The sequence below is a fragment of the Rhizobium sp. WW22 genome, from assembly GCF_047041135.1.
Classification (GTDB): Bacteria; Pseudomonadota; Alphaproteobacteria; order Rhizobiales; family Rhizobiaceae; genus Rhizobium.
Genome location: NZ_CP178198.1, coordinates 3,096,287 through 3,117,391 on the forward strand (window position 1 = coordinate 3,096,287; position 21,105 = coordinate 3,117,391).

General features: G+C 60.8%; 19 protein-coding genes and 1 pseudogene. 11 read left to right on the forward strand and 9 right to left on the reverse strand.

Annotation, left to right across the window (positions count from 1 at the left end; genetic code table 11):
• The first annotated feature begins 120 nt into the window (after positions 1 to 120).
• Entirely contained in the window at positions 121 to 1,446 is a 1,326-nt protein-coding gene (locus ACK83U_RS15220) for a glucoamylase family protein (protein WP_112606604.1), read from the forward strand.
• 163 nt (positions 1,447 to 1,609) lie between these two features.
• Here the strand turns inward: ACK83U_RS15220 and ACK83U_RS15225 are convergent, their stop codons facing one another.
• The 3 genes from ACK83U_RS15225 to ACK83U_RS15235 all read right to left on the reverse strand — a co-directional run bounded on the left by ACK83U_RS15225 (position 1,610) and on the right by ACK83U_RS15235 (position 5,539).
• A complete protein-coding gene (locus ACK83U_RS15225; RefSeq protein ID WP_112606606.1) occupies positions 1,610 to 2,599 on the reverse strand; it encodes an Ldh family oxidoreductase in 990 nt (329 codons plus the stop codon).
• A gap of 80 nt (positions 2,600 to 2,679) precedes the next feature.
• Complete coding sequence (locus ACK83U_RS15230; RefSeq protein WP_112606608.1) at positions 2,680 to 4,215, reverse strand: aldehyde dehydrogenase family protein; 1,536 nt, start codon at positions 4,213 to 4,215, stop codon at positions 2,680 to 2,682.
• 40 nt (positions 4,216 to 4,255) lie between these two features.
• A complete protein-coding gene (locus tag ACK83U_RS15235) occupies positions 4,256 to 5,539 on the reverse strand; it encodes an NAD(P)/FAD-dependent oxidoreductase (RefSeq protein WP_112606610.1) in 1,284 nt (427 codons plus the stop codon).
• A 207-nt stretch (positions 5,540 to 5,746) separates the two neighbouring features.
• On the opposite strand from ACK83U_RS15235, the gene ACK83U_RS15240 reads away from it, so the two are divergent.
• On the forward strand, positions 5,747 to 5,983 hold the full coding sequence (locus ACK83U_RS15240; protein ID WP_015341532.1) for an Lrp/AsnC ligand binding domain-containing protein: 237 nt from the start codon (positions 5,747 to 5,749) through the stop codon (positions 5,981 to 5,983).
• Between the two features lie 408 nt (positions 5,984 to 6,391).
• On the forward strand, positions 6,392 to 7,594 hold the full coding sequence (locus tag ACK83U_RS15245) for a glycosyltransferase family 4 protein (RefSeq protein ID WP_112606612.1): 1,203 nt from the start codon (positions 6,392 to 6,394) through the stop codon (positions 7,592 to 7,594).
• Here the strand turns inward: ACK83U_RS15245 and ACK83U_RS15250 are convergent.
• Complete coding sequence (locus tag ACK83U_RS15250) at positions 7,561 to 8,415, reverse strand: glycosyltransferase family A protein (RefSeq protein WP_112606614.1); 855 nt, start codon at positions 8,413 to 8,415, stop codon at positions 7,561 to 7,563. The two genes, ACK83U_RS15245 and ACK83U_RS15250, sit on opposite strands and share 34 nt — an antisense overlap.
• Before the next feature lie 187 nt (positions 8,416 to 8,602).
• On the opposite strand from ACK83U_RS15250, the gene ACK83U_RS15255 reads away from it, so the two are divergent.
• From ACK83U_RS15255 to ACK83U_RS15270, 4 genes are all read left to right on the forward strand, one after another.
• Positions 8,603 to 10,117: a polysaccharide biosynthesis C-terminal domain-containing protein gene (locus ACK83U_RS15255; RefSeq protein ID WP_112606616.1), complete on the forward strand. Its 1,515-nt coding sequence runs from the start codon at positions 8,603 to 8,605 to the stop codon at positions 10,115 to 10,117.
• 10 nt (positions 10,118 to 10,127) lie between these two features.
• Positions 10,128 to 11,918 (forward strand): alpha/beta fold hydrolase, encoded by a 1,791-nt coding sequence (locus ACK83U_RS15260; protein WP_112606618.1) that lies wholly within the window; start codon positions 10,128 to 10,130, stop codon positions 11,916 to 11,918.
• Between the two features lie 63 nt (positions 11,919 to 11,981).
• A complete protein-coding gene (locus ACK83U_RS15265) occupies positions 11,982 to 12,650 on the forward strand; it encodes a response regulator (protein WP_015341537.1) in 669 nt (222 codons plus the stop codon).
• Positions 12,640 to 14,055, forward strand: a complete 1,416-nt coding sequence (locus tag ACK83U_RS15270) for a sensor histidine kinase (RefSeq protein WP_112606620.1) — start codon at positions 12,640 to 12,642, stop codon at positions 14,053 to 14,055. Before ACK83U_RS15265 ends, ACK83U_RS15270 begins: the two co-directional genes overlap by 11 nt.
• A gap of 275 nt (positions 14,056 to 14,330) precedes the next feature.
• Here the strand turns inward: ACK83U_RS15270 and ACK83U_RS15275 are convergent, their stop codons facing one another.
• The gene (locus tag ACK83U_RS15275) at positions 14,331 to 15,212 is read right to left on the reverse strand and encodes an ABC transporter permease (RefSeq protein ID WP_112606622.1); all 882 of its coding nucleotides are present in this window, start codon (positions 15,210 to 15,212) and stop codon (positions 14,331 to 14,333) included.
• Positions 15,213 to 15,225: 13 nt separating this feature from the next.
• Positions 15,226 to 15,938 (reverse strand): annotated as a pseudogene (locus ACK83U_RS15280) (ABC transporter ATP-binding protein).
• Here ACK83U_RS15280 and ACK83U_RS15285 point away from each other — a divergent pair.
• Positions 15,868 to 16,161 (forward strand): hypothetical protein, encoded by a 294-nt coding sequence (locus tag ACK83U_RS15285; RefSeq protein ID WP_412474881.1) that lies wholly within the window; start codon positions 15,868 to 15,870, stop codon positions 16,159 to 16,161. The pseudogene ACK83U_RS15280 and the gene ACK83U_RS15285 sit on opposite strands and share 71 nt — an antisense overlap.
• Before the next feature lie 4 nt (positions 16,162 to 16,165).
• On the opposite strand, the gene ACK83U_RS15290 is transcribed toward ACK83U_RS15285, so the two are convergent.
• Together ACK83U_RS15290 and ACK83U_RS15295 are read right to left on the reverse strand one after the other, a co-directional pair.
• Positions 16,166 to 17,179 carry an ABC transporter substrate-binding protein gene (locus tag ACK83U_RS15290; protein WP_015341541.1) on the reverse strand — a complete coding sequence of 338 codons (1,014 nt, stop codon included), beginning with the start codon at positions 17,177 to 17,179 and terminating at the stop codon, positions 16,166 to 16,168.
• A gap of 196 nt (positions 17,180 to 17,375) precedes the next feature.
• Positions 17,376 to 18,389, reverse strand: a complete 1,014-nt coding sequence (locus ACK83U_RS15295; protein WP_112606624.1) for an ABC transporter substrate-binding protein — start codon at positions 18,387 to 18,389, stop codon at positions 17,376 to 17,378.
• Positions 18,390 to 18,657: 268 nt separating this feature from the next.
• On the opposite strand from ACK83U_RS15295, the gene ACK83U_RS15300 reads away from it, so the two are divergent.
• The 3 genes from ACK83U_RS15300 (at position 18,658) to ACK83U_RS15310 (ending at position 20,169) form a co-directional block, all read left to right on the forward strand.
• On the forward strand, positions 18,658 to 18,966 hold the full coding sequence (locus tag ACK83U_RS15300) for a hypothetical protein (protein ID WP_112606626.1): 309 nt from the start codon (positions 18,658 to 18,660) through the stop codon (positions 18,964 to 18,966).
• A 183-nt stretch (positions 18,967 to 19,149) separates the two neighbouring features.
• On the forward strand, positions 19,150 to 19,608 hold the full coding sequence (locus ACK83U_RS15305; protein ID WP_015341544.1) for a helix-turn-helix domain-containing protein: 459 nt from the start codon (positions 19,150 to 19,152) through the stop codon (positions 19,606 to 19,608).
• A 321-nt stretch (positions 19,609 to 19,929) separates the two neighbouring features.
• Positions 19,930 to 20,169, forward strand: a complete 240-nt coding sequence (locus ACK83U_RS15310; protein ID WP_112336496.1) for a hypothetical protein — start codon at positions 19,930 to 19,932, stop codon at positions 20,167 to 20,169.
• Between the two features lie 239 nt (positions 20,170 to 20,408).
• Here the strand turns inward: ACK83U_RS15310 and ACK83U_RS15315 are convergent, their stop codons facing one another.
• Positions 20,409 to 21,086 carry a TetR family transcriptional regulator gene (locus ACK83U_RS15315; protein WP_112607032.1) on the reverse strand — a complete coding sequence of 226 codons (678 nt, stop codon included), beginning with the start codon at positions 21,084 to 21,086 and terminating at the stop codon, positions 20,409 to 20,411.
• Between the last annotated feature and the right edge of the window lie 19 nt (positions 21,087 to 21,105).

A 21,105-nucleotide genomic window follows, 5' to 3' on the forward strand; every position in this document is an offset into this window, starting at 1 on the left:
AACCCACTGATATTAAAGAATCCTCCACAAAAGTATGTCATCGTTAATCATCTTTGATTTGCAACTATCCAAGCTCCCATGTTCAGCAGGGAATGGGAGCATCGAGGAGATGGATAGAAGATGCTGCAGCAGGTAAACGAAACCGACGACGCGCTGATCGACCAATTGCAACGCTCGGCGTTCGACTATTTCATGCTCTATACCAATCCGGAAAACGGACTGGTGGCGGATACGTCGATCAAGACGAGCCATTGCAGCATTGCCGCCGTCGGCTTCGCGCTATCGAGTTATCCGGTGGCCGTCGAGCGCGGCTGGATCAGCCGCGCCGATGCGGCAAAACGGGTGTTGGCCGCCCTCGATTTCTTTGCCAACAGCCAGCAGGGCACCGAACGCGGCGCCACCGGCCATCGCGGTTTCTATTATCACTTCCTTTACATGGAAACCGGCAAGCGCGCCTGGAACAGCGAGCTTTCGACCATCGATACCGGTCTGCTGCTGCTCGGCGTCTTGACAGCCGCCGCCTATTTCACCGGAAACAGCCAGGTCGAGCGCGATCTCCGCAAGCAGGCGAAATTTCTCTATGAGCGTTGCGACTGGCATTGGGCCTTGAACAAGGGCCAGACCATCAGCATGGGCTGGAAACCGGCCAGCGGCTTCCTGCGCTGGCGCTACCAGGGCTATGACGAGGCGATTTTCCTCTATTTGCTGGCGCTCGCCTCGCCGACACATGCGATCCCATCCTCCAGCTACGACGCCTTTGCCTCGACCTATACTTGGATGATGTTCAAGGACGCGCCCTTTCTCTATGCCGGGCCGCTGTTCATCCACCTCTTCTCGCATGCCTGGATCGATTTCCGTGACATCCGCGACAAGCACGTCGCCGACAAGGACACGGATTACTTCCGCAATACCCAGGCGGCAATTGCGGTGCAGCGCGATTACACCGAGCGCAATCCCGGCCATTTCGTCGGCTATACGAAGGACATCTGGGGCCTTTCCGCCTGTGACGGCCCGAATCCGACTGGCACCAAACATAGCCTGCGCTATGCCCCGAAAGTCTTCGGCTATGCCGCCCGCGGCGCGCCGCTGGGTCCTGATGACGGCACCATCGCTCCATGGGGACCGCTATCCTGCCTGCCGTTCGACCGCGAAGCGGCGCTCGATGGCACGCGGGCGCTGCTTTCGACCTATCCCAACCTGCTGCTCGACGGCCGCTTCCCTGGCGGCTTCAATCCGAGCGTGAAAGGACCCGGCCCGGAAGGATGGGTGGACGACCGCTCGGTGGCGATCGACCAGGGGCTGCTGGTCATGATGATCGAAAACGCTCGTACCGGCATGATCTGGGACCTGATGCGGCAATCTCCGATCCTCCGCACCGGCCTCGAACGCGCCGGCTTCACCGGCGGCTGGCTGGACGAAAAGAAGGCAAAGCCTGCCATCGCTTGATCTGCCGATCGCGGTGGCCATCAAATGTCTCTGTCAACACAGCCAATGCCTGTCTGGCCCCTCACCCTAGCCCTCTCCCCGCAGGCGGGGCGAGGGCTAGGGTGAGGGGCCCGTGTCTGAGTGCACGACAAAGACATACTCACCCGACCATCATCTCAGCCCCTCAAAGCCTCTTTATCGCGGCAATCACTTCGTCCTCGACATCGATACCCTCGCTTAGCGCAAGACGCCGTGCGCTTTGCCCGCGCCGGCCGGGCAGGCGAACATTCGGATCGCGGGTGATTTCTCCTGCCAGCAAGGCCAGCCGTAGTGCCGTATCCACCGCACTCGTCGCCTCCGGATTGATGGCAATGATTGTGTGCCCGAGTGCCGGCGGAGCGCCTTTGTCGTCGAAGAGCGAGGAAGCCTCGAAAGCGTAGTTGGCGCCGGTCAGGCCAGCCGCCAGAATTTCGACCATGAAGGCAAGTGCCGCACCCTTGACATCGCCGGCCGGGACCATCGTCCCGGCCAGAGCCTCTTCGGCATCCGTGGTCGGCCTGCCCTCGCGATCGAAAGCCCAGTCCGCGGGGATCGAAGCGCCCTGCTGCCGCGCCGCCATCACCTTTCCGCGCGCCACCTTGGACAGCGCGAGGTCGATGACAACAGGCTCGTCGCCAGGAAGCGGTGCGGCGAAAGCGATCGGGTTGGTACCGAAAACAGGCGTCTTGCCGCCCCAGGGCGCCATAGAGGCCGGCGCATTGGCGACCATCAGCGCCACCAGCCCTTGATCGGCAAAACGCTCGACCGTCAGGCCCATGACGCCAGCATGATGCGAACGGCTGATGGCTGCAAGTGCAATACCCTGCTCGCGGGCGACAGCCGGAAGCTCGGCAACGGCAAGGTCGAGCGCGGGATAGGCATAGCCGTTGCCGGCATCGATGCGCAGCACGGCAGGAGAAGGCCGGCTGAGCTGCGGTTGAGCGAAGCCATCGACCTTACCAACCTTGGCCTGTCCGGCATAGGCAGGCACGCGCCGCAGCCCATGACCACTCTGCCCGGCGGCCTCCGCCGCGACGAGCGCAACCGCCACCGAGCGGGCATTCGCATCACTCACCTTGTTTCGCCGCAGAGCCGCCACAACAAGCGTTTCGGCTTCGGCAAGCGACAGGTGCATGAGACAAGTTCCTGAACAAGATGAGGGGGTAAGGACCTTCTACGCCCTCATCCGCCCCATCGCAACGCAGCAAAGTGCCATTACGCCACCTCGAACTTGACGCCCTGCGCCAGCGGCAGCGTGCGGCCGTAATTGATCGTGTTGGTCGCCCGGCGCATATAGGCCTTCCAGGCATCCGAGCCGGACTCGCGGCCGCCGCCGGTTTCCTTCTCACCGCCGAATGCGCCGCCGATCTCGGCGCCAGAGGGGCCGAGATTGACGTTGGCAATGCCGCAATCCGAGCCGCGCGCGGACACAAACGTCTCGGCCTCGCGCATGTCATTGGTGAAGATGGAGGAGGACAGACCCTGCGGCACGGCATTATGCAGCGCCAGCGCTTTATCGAAATCGCTGTATTTCATCACATAGAGAATCGGCGCGAAGGTTTCCTGCTCGACGGGACCGGTCTGCTCCGGCATTTCGACGAGAGCCGGGCGAACATAGAAGGCATCGGCTGAACCGTTTTCGACGCGTTCGCCGCCGGTGACCTTTCCGCGGGCCGCCTTTGCAGCGGCAAGCGCTGCCTGCATGCCGTCGAAAGCATGTTTGTCGATCAGCGGGCCGACCAAAGTGCCGGGTTCAAGCGGATTGCCGATCGTCACCGAACCATAGGCCTTCTGTAGGCGCGGAACGAGCTGATCATAGACGCTGTCATGAACGAAAAGTCGGCGCAGCGTCGTGCAGCGCTGGCCGGCCGTACCCATCGCGGAAAAGGCAACGCCGCGCAGGGTAAGGTCGAGATCGGCCGTCGGGCAGACGATCGCGGCATTGTTGCCGCCAAGCTCGAGGATGGCGCGGGCGAAACGCCCGGCAAGACGTGGACCGACCGCGCGGCCCATGGCGGTCGATCCGGTTGCCGAGACCAGCGGCACCTGCGGATGATCGACCAAAAGCTCACCGAGCTCGCGACCGCCGATCAACAGCGTCGAAAGATTGGCCGGCGCCTCGCCGCCCTCGGCGACATAGCGCTTCAGTGCCTTTTCAAACAGAGCCTGTACGGCAAGCGCCGTCAGCGGCGTCTTTTCCGACGGTTTCCAGATGGTGGAATTGCCGCAGACGATGGCAAGCGCCGCATTCCATGACCAGACGGCGACGGGGAAATTGAAGGCCGAGATGATGCCGATCGCGCCAAGCGGATGCCAGCTTTCCATCATCCGGTGCTCGGAGCGCTCGGTGGCGATGGTCAGGCCATAAAGCTGACGCGAGAGTCCCACAGCGAAGTCGCAGATATCGATCATCTCCTGCACCTCGCCAAGACCTTCAGAAGTGATCTTGCCCACTTCAATCGAGACGAGCCGGCCAAGGGCGGCTTTGCCGGCGCGCAGCTCTTCGCCGAGGAGGCGGATCAGCTCGCCGCGCTTCGGCGCCGGCACATTACGCCAGGACAGAAACGCCGCGTGCGCCGCCGCGATTGCCGCCTTCGCCTCACCGGCCGAATGCTCCTTCAGCCGGCCAATTTCGGCGCCGGTCACAGGAGAGGTGACGGCAAGCGTTCCGCCGATGTAGCGATCGGTCGATACGCCGAGCTCCGTCAATATAACCTTGGTTTCGGCAGCAAGATCTGATGTCGCGGTCATCTTGTTTCCTCTTCCCTCAATGTTGGTTCTCGGAATTGCCTTAGACTCTGGCGCCGACGAAATGCGCGGCCTGGGCGCCCGCCTCGTACCACATTTCCTTTGCCGCCCTGAAGCTCGGCTCGACGATATCGGTCACCGGCAGCGGCAGATCAGCCTCGGAAATCTGCCCGAGAATATGGCCGGCAAGCACCTTGCCGAACACCGTGCCCGGCGCGATGCCGCGGCCATTATAGCCGGAGAAGCCGACGACATTCTGATCCAGCTTGTGGAAACGGGGCAGCGCATTGTCGGTCATGCCGATCTTGCCATACCATTCGCATTCGAACGGGATATCGCCGAGCTGCGGAAACAGCTTTTTGATCGACCGCCGAGCCCAGTTCTTGTGAATGGCAAGACCGGTGTTGCGCAGCGCACCGACGCTGCCGAAAACGAGCCGGCCGGCCTGATCCATGCGGAAGGACGAGAGCACTTCTTTCGTATCCCAAGCCCCCTCGCGCCCGGGCAGCACGGATTTGCGCAAGTTGTCGCCGAGGGGGACGGTGGCGAAATTGAAATAGGGCAGATGCACCTGTTCGTTCCGAACCTTTTCCCACGGGCCGGTGCTGTAAGCGTCCGTGGCCACCACGATCCAGTCGGCGCTGACCTTGCCGCCATCGGTCGAAACCACCCATTTCGCTCCGCTTCTTTCCGTCGATGTCACGCGGCTACCGGTGTGAATGGTAACGCCGGCGTTGACCACGGCATGGGCAAGGCCGCGCGCATAGGCAAGCGGCTGCAGCGTGCCGGCGCGCATGTCGAGCAGTGCCCCCGCATAGGCCGAACTGCCGACGCGGCGCTCCGTCTCCCGCGCATCCAGCACGGTGACCGGCGCACCGCGCTTTTCCCATTGCCGGGCGCGCTCCTCGATTTCCTTCAGCCCCTCCGGCCCGACGGCGCAATGCAGCGTACCGTTGCGCTCAAGCTCGCAGGCGATCCCGTGCTTGTCGATCAGTTCCATCACCAGCTTCGGCCCATTGCCGAGCAGATCGAGCAGCCGCTCGCCGTGGACGGCGCCGAGTTCGCCCGGTAGATCGTCCGGCATCACCCACATGCCGGCATTGATGAGACCGACGTTGCGCCCCGCCCCGCCAAAGCCGATTTCATTGGCTTCCAGCAGCACGACACTGGTGCCGGCTTCCGCCAGGTGAAGCGCCGTCGAAAGACCGGTATAGCCGCCGCCGACCACCACAACATCGGTGGATACCTCCCCGGAAAGTGGCTTCGTTGATGGCGGAAGCGGGGCGGTCTTTTCCCAAAGACCGTGGGAGCGCGGGTCATTCAGCATGAAATCGGTCCAATCGAGAGAGCTAATGGCACCAATCTAGCGCCATGCTCGAAATTGCGGAAGCGGCAAGAGCGACATCCGATGGACATGGCATGATGCCAAAAAATCATCGGCTCTGGAGAAAAACTTGCATGGCGAGGGCGCTTTCGACCATGATAGAGAAAAACCGGCCGCCATTGCGGTCGCAGGCAAAAGCAGGACATTCTCATGAAGCCCATTTTCGTTCAGCTCCAATGCGCCCCCGGCAAGACCTACGAGGTCGCGGACGCCATCTACCAGACGGAGCTGGTTTCGGAACTGTATTCCACCAGCGGCGACTACGACCTCCTGATGAAGGTCTACATTGCCGAAGAGCAGGATATCGGCAAGTTCATCAACGACCACATCGCCAATATCCCCGGCATCGTCCGCTCGCTGACGACGCTAACCTTCCGAGCGTTTTGAGAGATCCGGATTTCGGGTCGCAATACATCGTCTCATTGGAAATTGCCCCTCACCCCAGCCCTCTCCCCGTTTTGACGGGGAGAGGGAGTTCATTGAGTTTCGTGGGCTAAACAAAAAGGACGCAGCAAACGCCGAAGCAGTCCCCTCTCCCCGCAATCCGGGGAGAGGGTTAGGGTGAGGGGCCGGGCACACTGGTCCAGCATTGTCATATTCACCTGACAAGCTCGACCTTTCTGCCACCTAACGCCCCGCTATTAACCCTCTTGCCCGAAACCGCTCGGCTTTCCGCCTGCGATTAAACCCTTTTTAACCGACCCGATGATCTGCTTTGCCGACTGATCAACGGGCGGCGCGCTGCAGCGCCGGATTGCCGGTGCATGGCGCGGCATAGGGGTCGAGGGTGGATCGATGACATCGGCTGTTGCGGATATTCAGGCAAACAAGCAGGCCGGGCCGCTGATCGTGCATGTCGTGCGTCAGTTCCTGCCGAACAAGGGCGGCCTGGAAGACGTCGTTGCCAACCTCTGCCGCCAGCTGGTTTCCCGCGGCTATCGCGTGCGCGTCGTCACCTGCAACAGCCTGTTTTCCGATCCCGGCCGCCACCTGCCGGAAAGCGAAACGATCGACGGCATCGAAATCGTCCGCATTCCCTGGTCCGGCTCCAGCCGCTATCCGTTGGCACCCAAGGTCTTCCGCCATCTGGCCGATGCCGACCTCATTCATGTCCATGCCGTCGACTTCTTCTTCGATGCACTGGCATGGGGCAAGCTCCTGCATGGACGCCCCATGGTCGCGACCACGCATGGCGGCTTCTTCCATACGCAGAAATATGCAGCCATCAAGAAGGTCTGGTTCAATACCGCAACGCGGCTGTCCGCGTTCGGCTATGCCTCTCTCATCTGTTGCAGCCAGTCCGACGCCCGCCTCTTTTCCCAGATCGCCGACAGCCGCGTGCACTTGATCGAAAACGGCGCCGACGTCAGCAAGTTTTCAAATTGCGCTGCGCTGGAAGCGCGCCGCCGCGTCGTCACCATCGGCCGTTTCTCGATCAACAAACGGCTCGATCATCTTCTCGACGTCATGAAGGTGCTGGCGGCCCGCCATGACGACTGGCACCTCGATATTGTCGGCGCCGAGTCTGATCTCGACCGTGTTACGATGGAAAAGGAAATTGCCGCCCGCAATCTGGCGCGCAATGTTGCTCTGCATGTGTCGATCGACGAAGGCTCGATCCGCAACATCATCGCCCGCGCCTCGCTCTTCGCTTCAGCTTCAGAATATGAAGGCTTCGGCCTGGTGGCGATCGAGGCGATGAGCGCCGGATTGCTGCCGGTGCTGAACACCAATGAGGCCTACAAGGCGATGGCCGAGACCCATCCGGCCCTCATGCTCGCAGATTTCGCAAATCCGGAAGCAGCCGCCGATGCGCTGACCGAAGCCTTCGAGCGCCTAGAGGCCGACGATCTGAGCCTGCGGCAGGAATTGTTGCGGGACGCCCGCGCCTATGCCTGGAATGAAGTCGCCCAACGCTACATGGATGTCTATGCCGACGCGCTGACGCCGAGAGGCAAATCGCCTCAGCCTCTGCGCCAACGCGGCCAGGCCGCATAACCTTCCAGAATACCCATCAGCCAGGCGCGCTTGTAGCGTGCCGCATCGACGTTGAAACGCGCCAGCGCCGCCAGCCAGCCGGCGACGGGACGAAACAGCCGGTAGCCGACATAATATAGCGGAAACGCCTGCTTGCGCATCAGAGCGCCGAAGCCGCGCCCATATTTGCGCGCCCGCTCAACCTGCCGCGGCCCATACTCGCTTGTGACTTGATCGTGGTGGACGATGAGCTCGGGAAAGAACATCGCTTGCCTGCCGGCGGCAAGCGCGCGCAGCAGGAAATCCGCCTCCTCGCCGCTCTGGAACGGCGATTCCGAGCCGACCCCAAGATTCTCGTCGAAGCCGCCGATATCAGCCAATGCGGCGCGGCGCACGAAGATACCATTGGAATTGCCGCACTTCAGATAGTTCCAGCGCGTCAGCGCCAGCCGCGTCTCGCCTGTCGGGCTGACGGAAGCAAGCCCCTCGGCATCGAGCGTGCGCCCGGTGACGATCGCAAGCTCGGGATGCACCGAAAACAGCGCCGCGGCCATCGAAAGCGTATCGGCCTCATACCAGCAATCATCATCGGGAAAGCAGATGTAATCGCCTGCCGCGACGGCCACGCCATTGTTGCGCGCTCGCGAAAGTCCCTTCGGCGAACGGATGTGACGGATCGTGAAGGAAGAGGAGAAGCTGTCGATCAGCGCCCGCAGCCGGTCGTCGGCATTCTGATCGACGACGATGACCTCGAAATCCTTATGACTCTGCCCCACCAGCGAATGGAACAACCGCTCCAGCTGATCGAACCGATCGATCGTGCAGACGATGAGGCTGAACAATGAAACCCTCCGCACAAGCCTTGGAGCGGCCAATATCAGAGAGAAAGAATATTAGCCGAAGTAAAAAACGAACTTATGGCAGCATTAAACCCTAAATATTAAGGCATATGAAATAGAGCTGACGCTATCTCCACGAAGAGCCGGATATGTGTATAGGTTCCGGCAATTTGAGGAACGGTCAATCTTCATGACGAAGAGCATAATGGCAAATTCGGTTTTGAACGCCGCGGCGGGATTGACCCTGCTTGCGACCGGCTTTGCCTGTTCGATCATCGCGGCGCGTCTGCTTGGCCCGGAGGCCAACGGCATCATCGCCTTCTCCCTGTGGCTGACGACAACAGGCGCGCTCGTCGCCGAGCTCGGCGCCGGCGTTACCCTGCTGCGCGTCCTGCCGCAGCTGAAGGGAAACGGCTATTCGACGGAAGAGCGGCTGGGCTTTGCCGCTTACCTTCTGCAGCCGACGATTCTCGCAACCGTCATCCTGCTCGCCGGCTATGTCGCCTATTATTGGGATACGGAGCGTTTGCACTGGGCGGGCGATGCATCTGAAGTCATTGCCATAACAGGCGTCTTCTTCGTTCTTCAGTCTCTTGGCGCCTATAGCAAAAACTATCTGATCGGCGAACAGCGGGTCAGCGCGTTCCTGCGTATCACCTTGATAAGCTCGGCGCTGCAGCTGGTTACCGTCCTTGCGGGAGCGATCTTCTTTGGCGTCAGCGGCGCACTTGCCGGCTATGCGATCGGCCAGCTGCCGATGTTCATCGCGACGCTCAGAATCGCGATTGCCCGCAAGAACAGCTGCGGTGTCGGCCTTTCCGCTCTCGCCAGTTCGTCGCTCATTCTCTCGATCGAACTCATCAACAGCTCGATCTTCCTCAACCGCATCGAGCTTTTGTTCCTGCAGCGTTACTGGGGCATCGAAGCGGTCGGCTTTTACGCCGTCGGCCTGTCGCTCGCCAACCTGGCGCTGCAGCTGCCGGTGCAGTTGAGCGGTAGCCTCTTGCCCTATTATTCCGAGCAGATGCACGCGAGGGAATCGGACAAGCTGCCGGTCGAGGTCTTCGCCGGCGTGGCGCGCAGCATTGCCTATATCACCCTGCCGATGAGTTTCGGTCTGGCAGCCATCTCGCCGGAACTTGTCGTGACGATCTTCGGCCCAGCCTTTGCGCCGAGCGGCGGCATGGTGGCGCTGCTGTCCCTGACTGCCGTGCCCTACGTCTTCATGCAGATCTGCACGCAATATCTCTATTCGCTGGATCGCGTGCGCGAACGCACCGTCATCGGCGTCGTCGCCAGCTTCGTCATGGTCGTCGGCTGCGCAGTCGCCGTGCCCTTCTACGGAGGCGAGGGTGCCGCACTTGTTCGCCTGCTCACCTTTGTCGCCCTGTGCCTGATGACGGTACGCCGCATGGAATTCGAAGGATCGACGCGCGGTATGCTCATCAACCTTGCAAAAGTCACGGTTGCTGCCATTGTGTGCGCGGTTGCAGCCTATGGTTTCGTTCAGGCGCTGACCGGTGTCGCAGGCCTCGTAGGCGCCATCATCGCCGGCGCGCTGGCCTATGGCATTGCGCTCAGACTGCTGAAAGCCGTTCCAGCCGAAGATATCGATGTCATGCAGAAGATCGCGACGCGATTGCCTGCACGCATAAATCCGATTGCCACTCAGGCTCTGGCTCTATTAGCGCCGCGCCGAATGTGAGGAGACTAGCATGGCTGGTTGGGGAGCCGCCGAAAAGCAGGGCAAGCAAGGGCAGACAAGATCCGCAGCCATCCCGGTAACCTTTGCCGGCACGGTCGGCTTGTTTACCTCCGCCGTCACACCCTCGCGCGGTAGCGCTGTCTTGTTTCTCAGCCCCTGGGGTTTCGAGGAGATGTGCGTCCGCAAGTTCTGGCGGATTCTGGCTGAGGATCTCGCCGATATCGGCATATCGAGCCTTCGCTTCGATTACGCCGGCACGGGCGATGCGCTAGATCTGACCGATGAAGGCAAAGGTCTGGAGCCGTGGCATGAAACCGCTCTCGCGGCAGCAGCAAAGCTGAAGGCGCTTTCCGGCTGCGAGCGGCTGATCCTCGTCAGCCAAGGGCTTGGCGGAACCATCGCCGCCGCTCTCGCCGAGCGGCTTGCCGGCATCGACGGCATCGCCTTTCTTGCACCCGTCGTCTCAGGTCGTGCCTATCTTCGCGAACTGACCGTCTGGTCGAAGATGATCGATGAGAGCATGGGGCTTGCCGAAGCGCAGCGCCAGACGGAGGGCGTCACCGTCGCAAGCCTCCGGATGCCCGATAGCGCGGCCGATGCAGTGAAGAAGCTGAACCTCATGGCACTGGATCGGCTCGCGACGCCGAATTGCCTGGTGCTGACGCGCCCGGGCCGCCCCGGAGACTCCGACTTCGCGCACCATCTCGAAACGCTCGGCCCCGAGGTCACTGAAACTTCCTACGAAGGTTACGACGATCTCGTCTCGAACCCGACCATCGCCACCATGCCGACCGAAACCGGCCGGAAAATAGTCGAATGGGTGCAGTCGGTAGCCGCTAAAACCGGTGAGGCCACATCGACCGAACTTACGCCGCCCCTCGCGGAACCTCTCATCGGCGAAGGCTTTCGCGAAACGCCGCTGCGTTTCGGCGCGGACAACCGCCTGTTCGGCATTCTCTGCGAGCCCGAAGGTGTGCGCACCGGCGCGACCGCGCTGCTCCTTACGACGGCCTATGACAGGCACGCCGGCTGGGGTCGTATGTCGGTCACCATGGCGCGCTCGCTTGCCGGCGACGGCATTGCCTCGCTGCGTTTCGATACGGCCAATGTCGGCGACAGCCCGCCGCTTTCCGGCGCCCCCGAGCAGGTGCTCTATTCCCGCGAACAGCATCTCGATGTCGCAGAGGCACTGGACCTGCTGGAGAGACGGGCTCTACTACCAACCTATGTGGTCGGGCGTTGCAGCGGTGGCTATCTCGCCTTTCAGGCAGCATTGCGCGATACGCGCTGCCGCGGCCTCATCACCGTCAATCCCTACAGCTTCCATTGGGACGAGAGCCGATCGGTCGATGAAGCCCTGCGCTTTGCTCCCCGATCGCTGGAAACCTATGGGCGCAAACTCCTGCAGATGGAAACGCTGAAGCGGCTCTTCGGCGGCCAAGTCGATGCAAGGAGCGCCATATGCAATATGGCGACCGGGCTCGGTCGGCGGGCGATACGAACGGTACGCCACCTGCTCGGTGCGTTGCCCATCTTCGCTGCGGCTCAAGGACCAGTGCTGGGTGGTTTCCGCACGCTTGCCAAGCGTGGCGTCGATATGTCCCTGATCTACAGCGCCCACGATATCGGGCTCGATCATCTGCATGACGAGTTCGGCGAGAACGGTGTCGGATTAAAGCATTTTCCGGACATACGCCTCACCGTCATTCCCGAAGCCGATCACAATCTGACCCCGCCCTATGCGCGCAAGGTCTATTTGCGAGAGGTCCGGGAGATGGGTTTGCGGCTCGCCAACCGATGACGTACAGGCTGGAAAACCGCCGGAAATATTCGCCATATCCGACACTTGCTGTATAGTCGCGCCATGAGGCTCCTGATCGTCGAAGACAACCGCGAACTGGCGTCCTGGCTCGGCAAGGCGCTGCGTCAGGCGCAGTATGTCGTCGATATTGCCTATGACGGCGAAGATGCCGAGCACATGCTGAAAGTCGCAGCTTACGCCATCGTCATCCTCGATCTGTCGCTGCCGAAGATGGACGGGCTGACTCTGCTGAAGCGACTGCGCCAGAGCGGCAACAAAGTGCCGGTCATCATCCTGACCGCCAATGCCAGCCTCGACGGCCGCGTTGCCGGCCTCGACAGCGGCGCCGACGATTATCTGGCGAAACCTTTCGAAATTGCCGAGCTCGAAGCGCGCATACGCGCGGCGGTCCGCCGCGGCCACGACCGCGCCGCTCCGGAGATCGCCGTCGGTGATCTGGTGTTCGATGGCGGCACTCGGCAATTCTCTCTGGCCGGAGAATCCCTGGCGCTGACACCGCGCGAGCACGCGGTGCTCGAACACCTGATCATGAAGGCAGGCACGACCGTTACAAAGGCGACGCTCTCGGAAAGCGTCTTCGGCTTCGACGATCTCGCCGACACCAGCGCCATCGAGATCTATGTGCATCGCGTCCGCAAGAAGCTCGAAGGCAGCTCCGTGCAGATCGCGACGCTGCGCGGCCTGGGTTATCTCCTTCGCCATGCGCAATGATGAGGCTGCACCACCCAAAGGCCTTGTAAGCCGCGCCCTCGGCGGGGTAGCGAGCAGTCTTCGCGCGCAGCTGTTTGCCTGGGTCGTATTGACCCTGATCGGCGCGATCTGCATCAACCTTTATCTAAGCTTCCGTTCCGCCGATGCGACGGCCGATCTTGTCACCGACCGTACGCTGCTCGCCTCCGCCCGCGTCATCGCGGAAGCGACGCATGTCGACGGAAGCGGCACCGTGCAGATCGATATTCCCCCGGCTGCGCTGGAAATGTTCGATACCGGCTATGGCGACCGCGTTTTTTATCAGGTGGTCACGGCATGGGGGAGCCTCATCGCCGGTTTTCCCGACCTGCCACGGCCGAAGCGGGATCTGATCGGCGAGGACATGACGTTTCGGACCGACGGCGTGCGTGTACTCACGCTGAGCCACCCGGTTGTTGGCCTTGATCAGGACAGCACGATTTCCGTCGCCGTTGCTGTTACTCATAACAGCCAATATGCCATGCGCCGCAGGCTGTGGCTGTCCGATTTCACCAAGCAGCTCGCGCTTGTCCTGCTTGCCGGGCTCGTCACCATCATCGGCCTGCAGCGCGGACTTGCGCCCGTGCTGCGCCTGCGCGACGCCGTGCGCGAGCGTGGCCGCCAGCGTCTCGATCCGCTGGACCCTCACATGGTGCAGAACGAGCTTCGGCCGCTCGTCCACGCCCTCAATGATCACATGGAGCGGGTGCAGAACCAGATGGCGGCGCAGCGCCGCTTCGTCTCGAACGCCGCTCATCAACTGCGGACACCGCTTGCCCTGATCTCGACCCAGGCAAGTTTTGCTGCACGCGAAACGGACAATAACAGGCGTGACGAGGCGCTGACCGCATTACGTTCGAGCACGCGGCAGGTAACGCGGCTTGCGAGCCAGCTTCTGACACTCTCGCGTGCCGAACCCGGCAGCCGCCGACCGCGAAACGACACCATAGATCTGGCGGAAACCGCCCGGCGTGTGCTGGAAACCCTCGCCGAGGAAGCCCTGCGCCGGAATATCGATCTCGGGCTCGAGGCGGATGATACGGCGGTTCATATCGAGGGCGACGGCACCATGCTGCGTGAAATGCTGGTCAATCTCGTCGATAATGCACTGCGCTACACGCAGGCGGGCGGTCGCGTGACGGTCGGCGTCGGCCGCGACGGCGATACCGCCCTGCTATGGGTCGAGGACAACGGCCCTGGCATCCCCGAAGCGGAACGCGCCCAGGTCTTCGAGCGCTTCTATCGCATCATAGGCACGGAGCCAGAGGGAAGTGGCCTCGGTCTCGCCATCGTCCGCGAAGTCGTCGACGGCGCCGGCGGCTCTGTCACGCTTGGCGAGGCGACGGGTGGCGGCCTGCTGGTCCGCGTGCGGCTGCCGGCTGTTTGAGCGTGGTGAAGTGCGGCTGTTGCGAGATAGTCCCCTCTCCCCGCGCGCGGGGAGAGGGTTAGGGTGAGGGGCTGTTCGCGAAACTTATAGAAATATCTTGCCAGCGACGCTTGCAGCAAAACCAATCGCTACTCATCCTCAAATCGATAGTCCGCGGCCCCTCACCCCAGCCCTCTCCCCGCAAGCGGGGAGAGGGAGCTCCTTGTACCCGACAACAAAAAAGGCCGGGCGAAACGCCCGGCCCCTGGCCTTGGGAGGTACCAGAAAATCAACGTTTAGTGCGTGTCGAGGCTCTGCTGCGGACGCCAGCGGGTGATGCGGTTTTCGATGAGCGTCATCACATATTCGGCGCCGAGCGTGACGACCATCACCAGGATGATCGCGGCATAGAGGCCGGCGGCATCATAGGTGCCCTTGGCGATCGAGATCAGGTAGCCGATGCCGGCCAGCGATCCCACGAACTCGCCAACGATCGCGCCGATGATGGCGAAGGAGAAGGAGATATGCAGGCTTGCAAAAATCCAGCTCATTGCTGACGGCAGGATGACGTTGCGGGTCACCCGCCAGTTGGAAGCGCCGAGAATGCGGGCATTGGCGATCATGTTGCGGTCGGCTTCGCGAACGCCCTGGAAGGCATTGGCGAACACGACGAAGAACACCATGATAAAGGCCAGCGCCACCTTCGACGCCAGGCCGAGACCCATGATCATTACGAAAATCGGCGCGAGAACGACGCGCGGGATCGAGTTGATCGCCTTGATGTAGATCGAGAGGATGTCGGAAGCCAGCTTGTTGCGGCCAAGGGCGACGCCGACAAGGACGCCGGTCACCGAGCCGATGATGAAGCCGATCAGAGCTTCTTCCATGGTGACGCCGAGGTGATACCAGAGCGAGCCGCTCTCGGTGCCCTCGGTGATCCACTCCCAGAGGCGCAGTGCGATCCCGTATGGGCTCGAATAGAAGAACGGATCGATCCAGTGCAGGTCGGAGGCGAGCTGCCAGATGCCGAGGATGGCAAGCAAAATGCCGATCTGCCATGCCTTGACGACATACTTGCGATGAGCGAGCGCCTTCAGCGCTGCGGCTTCGATTTCCGCGTCCGAGGTGCCGGCGCGGAAGATCGGAGCATTGCCTGCTTCGAGAGCTGTATTTGCCATGATCAATCCTCCCTTATGCCGCTTCCGCGGCACGGCGATAGCTGGTTTCGACCTCTTCACGCAGGTCGTCCCAGATCGTCTTGCAATAATCGATGAAGTTCTGCTCGTAGCGGATCTCCGAGACGACGCGCGGGCGCGGCAGGTCGATCGTGTAGACCGATTTGACCGTCGCCGGGCCGGCCGTCAGCACATAGACCTTGTCGGCGAGCGCAACGGCTTCTTCGAGATCGTGCGTCACGAAGACGACGGAAGCCTGGCGTTCGGCCCAGAGCTTCAGCAGTTCTTCATGCATGACCGTGCGGGTCTGCACGTCGAGCGCCGAGAAGGGCTCGTCCATCAGCAGGATTTCCGGCTCGTTGATGAAGGTCTGCGCCAGCGAGACGCGCTTGCGCATGCCGCCCGAGAGCTGATGCGGATAGTGATGCAGAAACTTGGAAAGACCGACACGGGCAAGCCAGTCCTTGGCCATCTTCTCGGCCTCGGCCTTCGACTTGCCGCGGAACAGCGGGCCGGCCATGACGTTTTCGATAACATTCTGCCAGGGGAAGAGCGCATCCGTCTGGAAGGCGAAGCCGACGCGCCGGTCGATGCCGTTGACCGGGCCACCATCAGGCGGACTTCGCCGGCGCTCGGCTTGGCAAGGCCGGTGACGAGGTTGAGCGTCGTCGACTTGCCGCAGCCCGTCGGCCCGACAACGGCGACGAATTCGCCGCGCTCGACGGTCATGTTGAAATCGCGCAGTGCGGTCAGCGACTTGCCGGTCGGCGATACGAAACGGCGGCTGACATTGATGAGCTCTATCGCCGGGGTGCGGCTTTCATCCTGTTGCATGGTGCTGATCCTGACGCGTGCCTTCAGGGCGTGCACGCAAAGCCCAGTGGAACTGCAAAGTCTCTTGAACTGCCGCTTCCGGAACCTGCCTGAAAACTGGCCGGAAGCGGCGTTCTGACTGTTTACTTGACGTTCTTCACGAATTCCGTCGTGTAGGTCTTCGACAGGTCGATCGTCTTGCCCTTGACGTTCTTGGAGAACTGCGAGAGCACGGCGAGAACGGTCTTCGGACCATCTTCCGGCATCACGCCGTCGGCGGTGAACATTTCCTTGCCGGCGTCGAGAGCCTTGATGTAGCCGTCCTTGTCACCGACGTAGAAGTCCTTCGGCATCTTCTCGGCAATTTCAGCGGCGGAATGCGTATGGATGAAGCGCAGCGTCTTGACGAAAGCGTTCGCGAGCTTCTGCACTTCTTCCTTATGAGCGTCGACCCATGCGGCATCCATATAGAGCGAGGCCGCCGGATAGGTACCGCCAAGCGCCTCTTCGGTGCCCTTCAGCGTGCGCAGATCGACGAGGATCTTCGCTTCGCCGGTCTTGAGCAGTCGCGAAATCGTCGGCTCGGTGGTCATGCCCACCTGGATGGCGTCCTGCTGCATGGCGGCGATGAAAGTCTGACCGGCGCCGACCGGAACAGGCGTGATGTCAGCCGGCGAGAGGCCTGCCTTCGACGCCATGTAAAGCGTCAGGAAGTTCGTCGACGAGCCGAGGCCGGTGACGCCGGCGCGCTTGCCCTTCAGGTCGGCGAAGGACTTGATATCGGGATATTTGGCCGAAACCAGCTCGACTTCGCCGGGTGCCTGACTGAACTGCACGACCGATTTGATGAACTTGCCCTTGGCTTGCAGGTCGACGCAGTGGTCGTAGAAACCGACGACGCCCTGAACGGCGCCTGCCAGCAGCTGGTTTTCGGCGTCGACGCCGGCGGATTCGTTGAGAAGCTCGACCTCGAGACCTTCATCCTTGAAGTAACCAAGCCCTTCGGCAAGCTTGGCCGGCAGATAGATCTGCTTTTCGTAGCCGCCCACCATGATGGAAATCTTGTCGGCAGCATTGGCGGCCGTGGCTGCAAGGGAAGCAGCTGTCATGACGAGGGAAAGGGCTACGGTATGAAAAAACGTGCGCGATGGACGCATCAATGTCTCCTCCTGTTTTATTCTTGCGCCACACGACGCTCTGGAAAGGCGCTTCCTCCACGAAGCTCAACGAGACTAGCGCGGGCAACCTTTCAGTCAGCTTTCAGTGCGCAACCCTGCGAGGGAACATTGCGATTTTATTAACGCGGACGCCGGCGGCTCGATATGCCGCCGGCGCCGGAAATGCTACGGCGCACTATTTGGCGTTTTTGACGAATTCCGTCGTGTAGGTCTTCGACAGATCGATCGCCTTGCCCTGCACGTTCTTGGAGAACTCGGAAAGCACGGCAAGAACGGTTTTCGGACCGTCTTCCGGCATCACGCCATCGGGCGTGAACATCGCCTTGCCGTTTTCAAGCGCCTTCACATAGCCTTCCTTGTCGCCGACATAGAAGTCTTTCGGCATCTTGTCGGCGATCTCGGCGGCTGAATGCGTGTTGATGAAATGCAGCGTCTTGACGAAAGCATTCGCAAGCTTCTGCACCTCATCCTTGTGATCCTTGACCCACGACTCCTGCATATAAAGAGACGCAGCGGGATAGGTTCCACCCAGGGCGGCCCTCGTCCCGGCCATCGTGCGCATATCGATGAGAACCTTGGCTTCGCCGGTCTTCAGGAGACGCGAGACTGTCGGCTCCGTCGTCATGCCGGCCTGAATGGCATCCTGTTGCATGGCGGCGATAAAGGTCTGGCCGGCACCAACCGGAACGGAGGTGAATTCCCCCAGCTTCAGGCCGGCCTTGATGGCCAGATACTGCGTCAGGAAGTTGGTCGAGGAACCAAGGCCGGTGACGCCGAGGCTCTTGCCCTTGAAGTCAGCGGGAGATTTGATTTCCGGATGCTTGGCCGACACCAGCTCGACTTCGCCAGGCGCCTGGCTGAACTGCACGACGGATTCGACGAACTTGCCCTTGCCCTGAAGGTCGATGCAATGGTCGTAGAAGCCGACGACGCCCTGGACGGCGCCTGCGAGCATTTCGTTTTCCGCATCGACGCCGGCCGGCTCGTTGAGAAGTTCGACGTTAAGCCCCTGCTCCTTGAAATAGCCGAGCCCTTCGGTAAGCTTTGCCGGCAGATAGATCTGCTTTTCGTAACCGCCCACCATGATGGAAATCTTGTCAGCGGCGTTGGCGGCAGTGGCAGCAAATCCGGCTGCGGCTATCGCAATGGAAAAAGCCGTCGAATATCTAAGAATGCTGGATGCACGCATGAAGTTCTCCTCTCCAATTGTGTACCGGCGCCGATTGACAACGGCACGGCACGCGCTTCCTCCTGAAGCAGGAGAGACATGCACGCCCAACCTTTCATTGAACTGAAAGCAAGTTCTTGGCTATCGCCTGTTGGCTTCGAATGTCTGCGGTTTTCCGCAGCGGCGACGGAACGCCCGATTTCCACACAACGGGGAGCATTCCTCCACCTTGGCATTTCCCGCATCGCGACTATCTAAGATGGAACGCTTTCGCTGGGAGGGATCACCGATGAGGACCATTGCCGCAGCCCTTGTCCTGATGACGATCACGGTAGCCGGGCCGGCATGGGCGATTTCCCGCTACGAGTCGCTCGGCAAGACCTGCGCATCGGTGCAGCAGCTTGTCGCAGCCGAACGGGCGGTAATATTGCGCTATCCTTCGTCCCGAGGCGGCCCCGTTCTGTACGACCGCTATGTGGCCGGCCGCGGGCAATGCGGCATCTCCGACTATGCCAGCCGCGCTTATGTTCCCACCAGGGATAACCCGCTCTGCCCCGTCTACAATTGCAAGCCATCCTCCATTTTCAATCCGCATTGACGCGAATCAGCTTTTCTGAGGTTTATGCGGGGGCGGATTATGAACTTTGCAGCAAAAGACTTTTAGTTGAGTTACACTCATATTTAACGCACATTTTGCGGGCAGATGAAGGACGCGTCCCTTCCCGAGAAGGGTACGAGCATGGTGTTTCCACCAGCCCCTAAGTGATAAGGAGATTGCGCCGTGAGTGCAAAAGTACCGAATCCGATCGATGCCTATGTTGGCTCTCGCGTGCGCACGCGCCGTCTCATGCTTGGCATGAGTCAGGAGCGGCTTGCCGAACAGATCGGCGTGACGTTTCAGCAGGTGCAGAAATACGAAAAGGGCACCAATCGCATCGGCGCCAGCCGGCTGCAGGCGATTGCCGGCGTGCTGGCGGTACCGGTTGCCTTCTTCTTCCAGCAGGATAATTCGCAGCCGCTGAACACCGATGGCCTCGGCGCGATCAATGGTCTGGAAGATCTGTCGGACTTCCTGACATCGAAAGAAGGCCTCAGCCTCAACAAGGCGTTCATGAAGATCAATGATCCCAGCATTCGCCAGTCCGTGCTGACGTTGATCAAGTCCTTGGCAAACGCTTCCGACGTTCTGCCAAATCATATTCCGCATGCAGCGGACGCGTCGGTCGGCCTGCGCAACTAAGGCTGCCGCTCCCGCGAGAATAACGATGCCGTCAATCCGAGGCAGGCCGAAAGTTGCTGCTTTGGGCCGGCGCAGAATTATTGCCGACAACTGCGGTGCGGGCCGGTCTGGCCAGTCAAGCGATCGGCGCCAAGATTGCGCCTCGTTGCGATTTTCTCCTTGCCTGACCTTTGGAGGCGGTAAGAGCGGAATTTGCCGCAACCAAGCATCGTGTCACGCTGCATGTCACGCGCCAAGCTGTAAAACTTTCGTTACGGTTTGCTCATGTTCCCGGCCAGACACGATTCGTCTGCCGGGAACGGGGGCAATAGAGGGTACGAAATGACATCAGCACTTCCGATCGACGCAGCATACCAGGATCCTGATTCGCTCAAGGAACTGGCATCAATCGCTCGGCTCATCACCTATGCACGGCAAAGCGCCAAAAACCTGAACGCTGAATTCCCGGTCTGGTGCCTGGACTTGGCACTCGGGGCCGTGTTGCAGGAAATGTATGAAAATGGCTTGCCCAATCCCTTGTTCGAAACGGGAACGGACACAGCAAAAGTGGTGGCACACTGAATTTAAATAATTCCGGCCTTTGCCGGATACGAAATGATGCCGGTATGGCTCCCCAGGCCATATCGGCATTTTTCTTATGAGGCGACCGTCAGAACGACGAGGTTATCGCATGCCGGGTGGAAGCTAAAGCACTTCCAGGAAAAGTGCGCAGCGGTTTTCCGTCAGGAATGCGTTGGGAAATAAGAGCATAGAGCGTTTTCGCGATGCAAAGAAAAGTGGAAACGCTCTAGCGGCGCGGTTTAGCAGCCGTCCTTGCGCGGCCGGACGCCGGCAGTAAAGATTGCGATGCAATGACGCAGATGGCGCAACCGCATTTCGCGGTCCGTCCAATCCTTGGGACGGCCCGGTCTCGAGATCATCGCATCGAAGATCATGCTCATCAGCATGCGCGCGCCGCTTGCCGCATCGGCAATCTCGATCACTCCGCGCCGCTGCTGCTCAAGAAGCCAATCCGCCAACATCAGCTGCGATTGCTTGCCGCCGTAAGTATGCAGCAACATCGCGATCTCCGGAGATTGTTGCGATTCACTGATGACGAGATGAATAAAAGCGTCCCGTTCACGCTCCTGATCTTCATCGATATCGATCATGAATATCTGCTCGAGCGCCTTGTCGAACGGCAGGTTCTCATCGTCTGGCCGCGGCAGGGCCAGCATGGATGCGCGATGCTCGGCGATGATGGCCACAAACAGATCGGTCTTGCTCGGAAACAGCCTATAGAGGGTCTGCTTCGAAATCCGGCATCGCGTGGCAACCAAATCCATGGTTGTACCGGCATATCCGAGTTCGTAGAAGATCGCTCGCGCCTCTCTGACGATCTCAGCACGACGCGCGTCGTCGCTCACGGTTTTCGGACGACCGCGCGGGCGGCGCGTGGCAGCCTGGTCGGCCTTGGCTGTTCGTTCCTTTGTCAGCACACCGAATTGACCCCAACAA

What these genes read in the sequence shown, in the direction of transcription:
- ACK83U_RS15260 (WP_112606618.1), top strand. Translation starts at nt 10,128, where the DNA reads ATGGCTGGTTGGGGAGCCGCCGAAAAGCAGGGCAAGCAAGGGCAGACA.
- ACK83U_RS15255 (WP_112606616.1), top strand. Translation starts at nt 8,603, where the DNA reads ATGACGAAGAGCATAATGGCAAATTCGGTTTTGAACGCCGCGGCGGGA.
- ACK83U_RS15310 (WP_112336496.1), top strand. Translation starts at nt 19,930, where the DNA reads ATGACATCAGCACTTCCGATCGACGCAGCATACCAGGATCCTGATTCG.
- ACK83U_RS15275 (WP_112606622.1), bottom strand. Translation starts at nt 15,212, where the DNA reads ATGGCAAATACAGCTCTCGAAGCAGGCAATGCTCCGATCTTCCGCGCC.
- ACK83U_RS15240 (WP_015341532.1), top strand. Translation starts at nt 5,747, where the DNA reads ATGAAGCCCATTTTCGTTCAGCTCCAATGCGCCCCCGGCAAGACCTAC.
- ACK83U_RS15265 (WP_015341537.1), top strand. Translation starts at nt 11,982, where the DNA reads ATGAGGCTCCTGATCGTCGAAGACAACCGCGAACTGGCGTCCTGGCTC.
- ACK83U_RS15220 (WP_112606604.1), top strand. Translation starts at nt 121, where the DNA reads ATGCTGCAGCAGGTAAACGAAACCGACGACGCGCTGATCGACCAATTG.
- ACK83U_RS15295 (WP_112606624.1), bottom strand. Translation starts at nt 18,389, where the DNA reads ATGCGTGCATCCAGCATTCTTAGATATTCGACGGCTTTTTCCATTGCG.
- ACK83U_RS15300 (WP_112606626.1), top strand. Translation starts at nt 18,658, where the DNA reads ATGAGGACCATTGCCGCAGCCCTTGTCCTGATGACGATCACGGTAGCC.
- ACK83U_RS15230 (WP_112606608.1), bottom strand. Translation starts at nt 4,215, where the DNA reads ATGACCGCGACATCAGATCTTGCTGCCGAAACCAAGGTTATATTGACG.
- ACK83U_RS15270 (WP_112606620.1), top strand. Translation starts at nt 12,640, where the DNA reads ATGCGCAATGATGAGGCTGCACCACCCAAAGGCCTTGTAAGCCGCGCC.
- ACK83U_RS15290 (WP_015341541.1), bottom strand. Translation starts at nt 17,179, where the DNA reads ATGCGTCCATCGCGCACGTTTTTTCATACCGTAGCCCTTTCCCTCGTC.
- ACK83U_RS15245 (WP_112606612.1), top strand. Translation starts at nt 6,392, where the DNA reads ATGACATCGGCTGTTGCGGATATTCAGGCAAACAAGCAGGCCGGGCCG.
- ACK83U_RS15225 (WP_112606606.1), bottom strand. Translation starts at nt 2,599, where the DNA reads ATGCACCTGTCGCTTGCCGAAGCCGAAACGCTTGTTGTGGCGGCTCTG.
- ACK83U_RS15235 (WP_112606610.1), bottom strand. Translation starts at nt 5,539, where the DNA reads ATGCTGAATGACCCGCGCTCCCACGGTCTTTGGGAAAAGACCGCCCCG.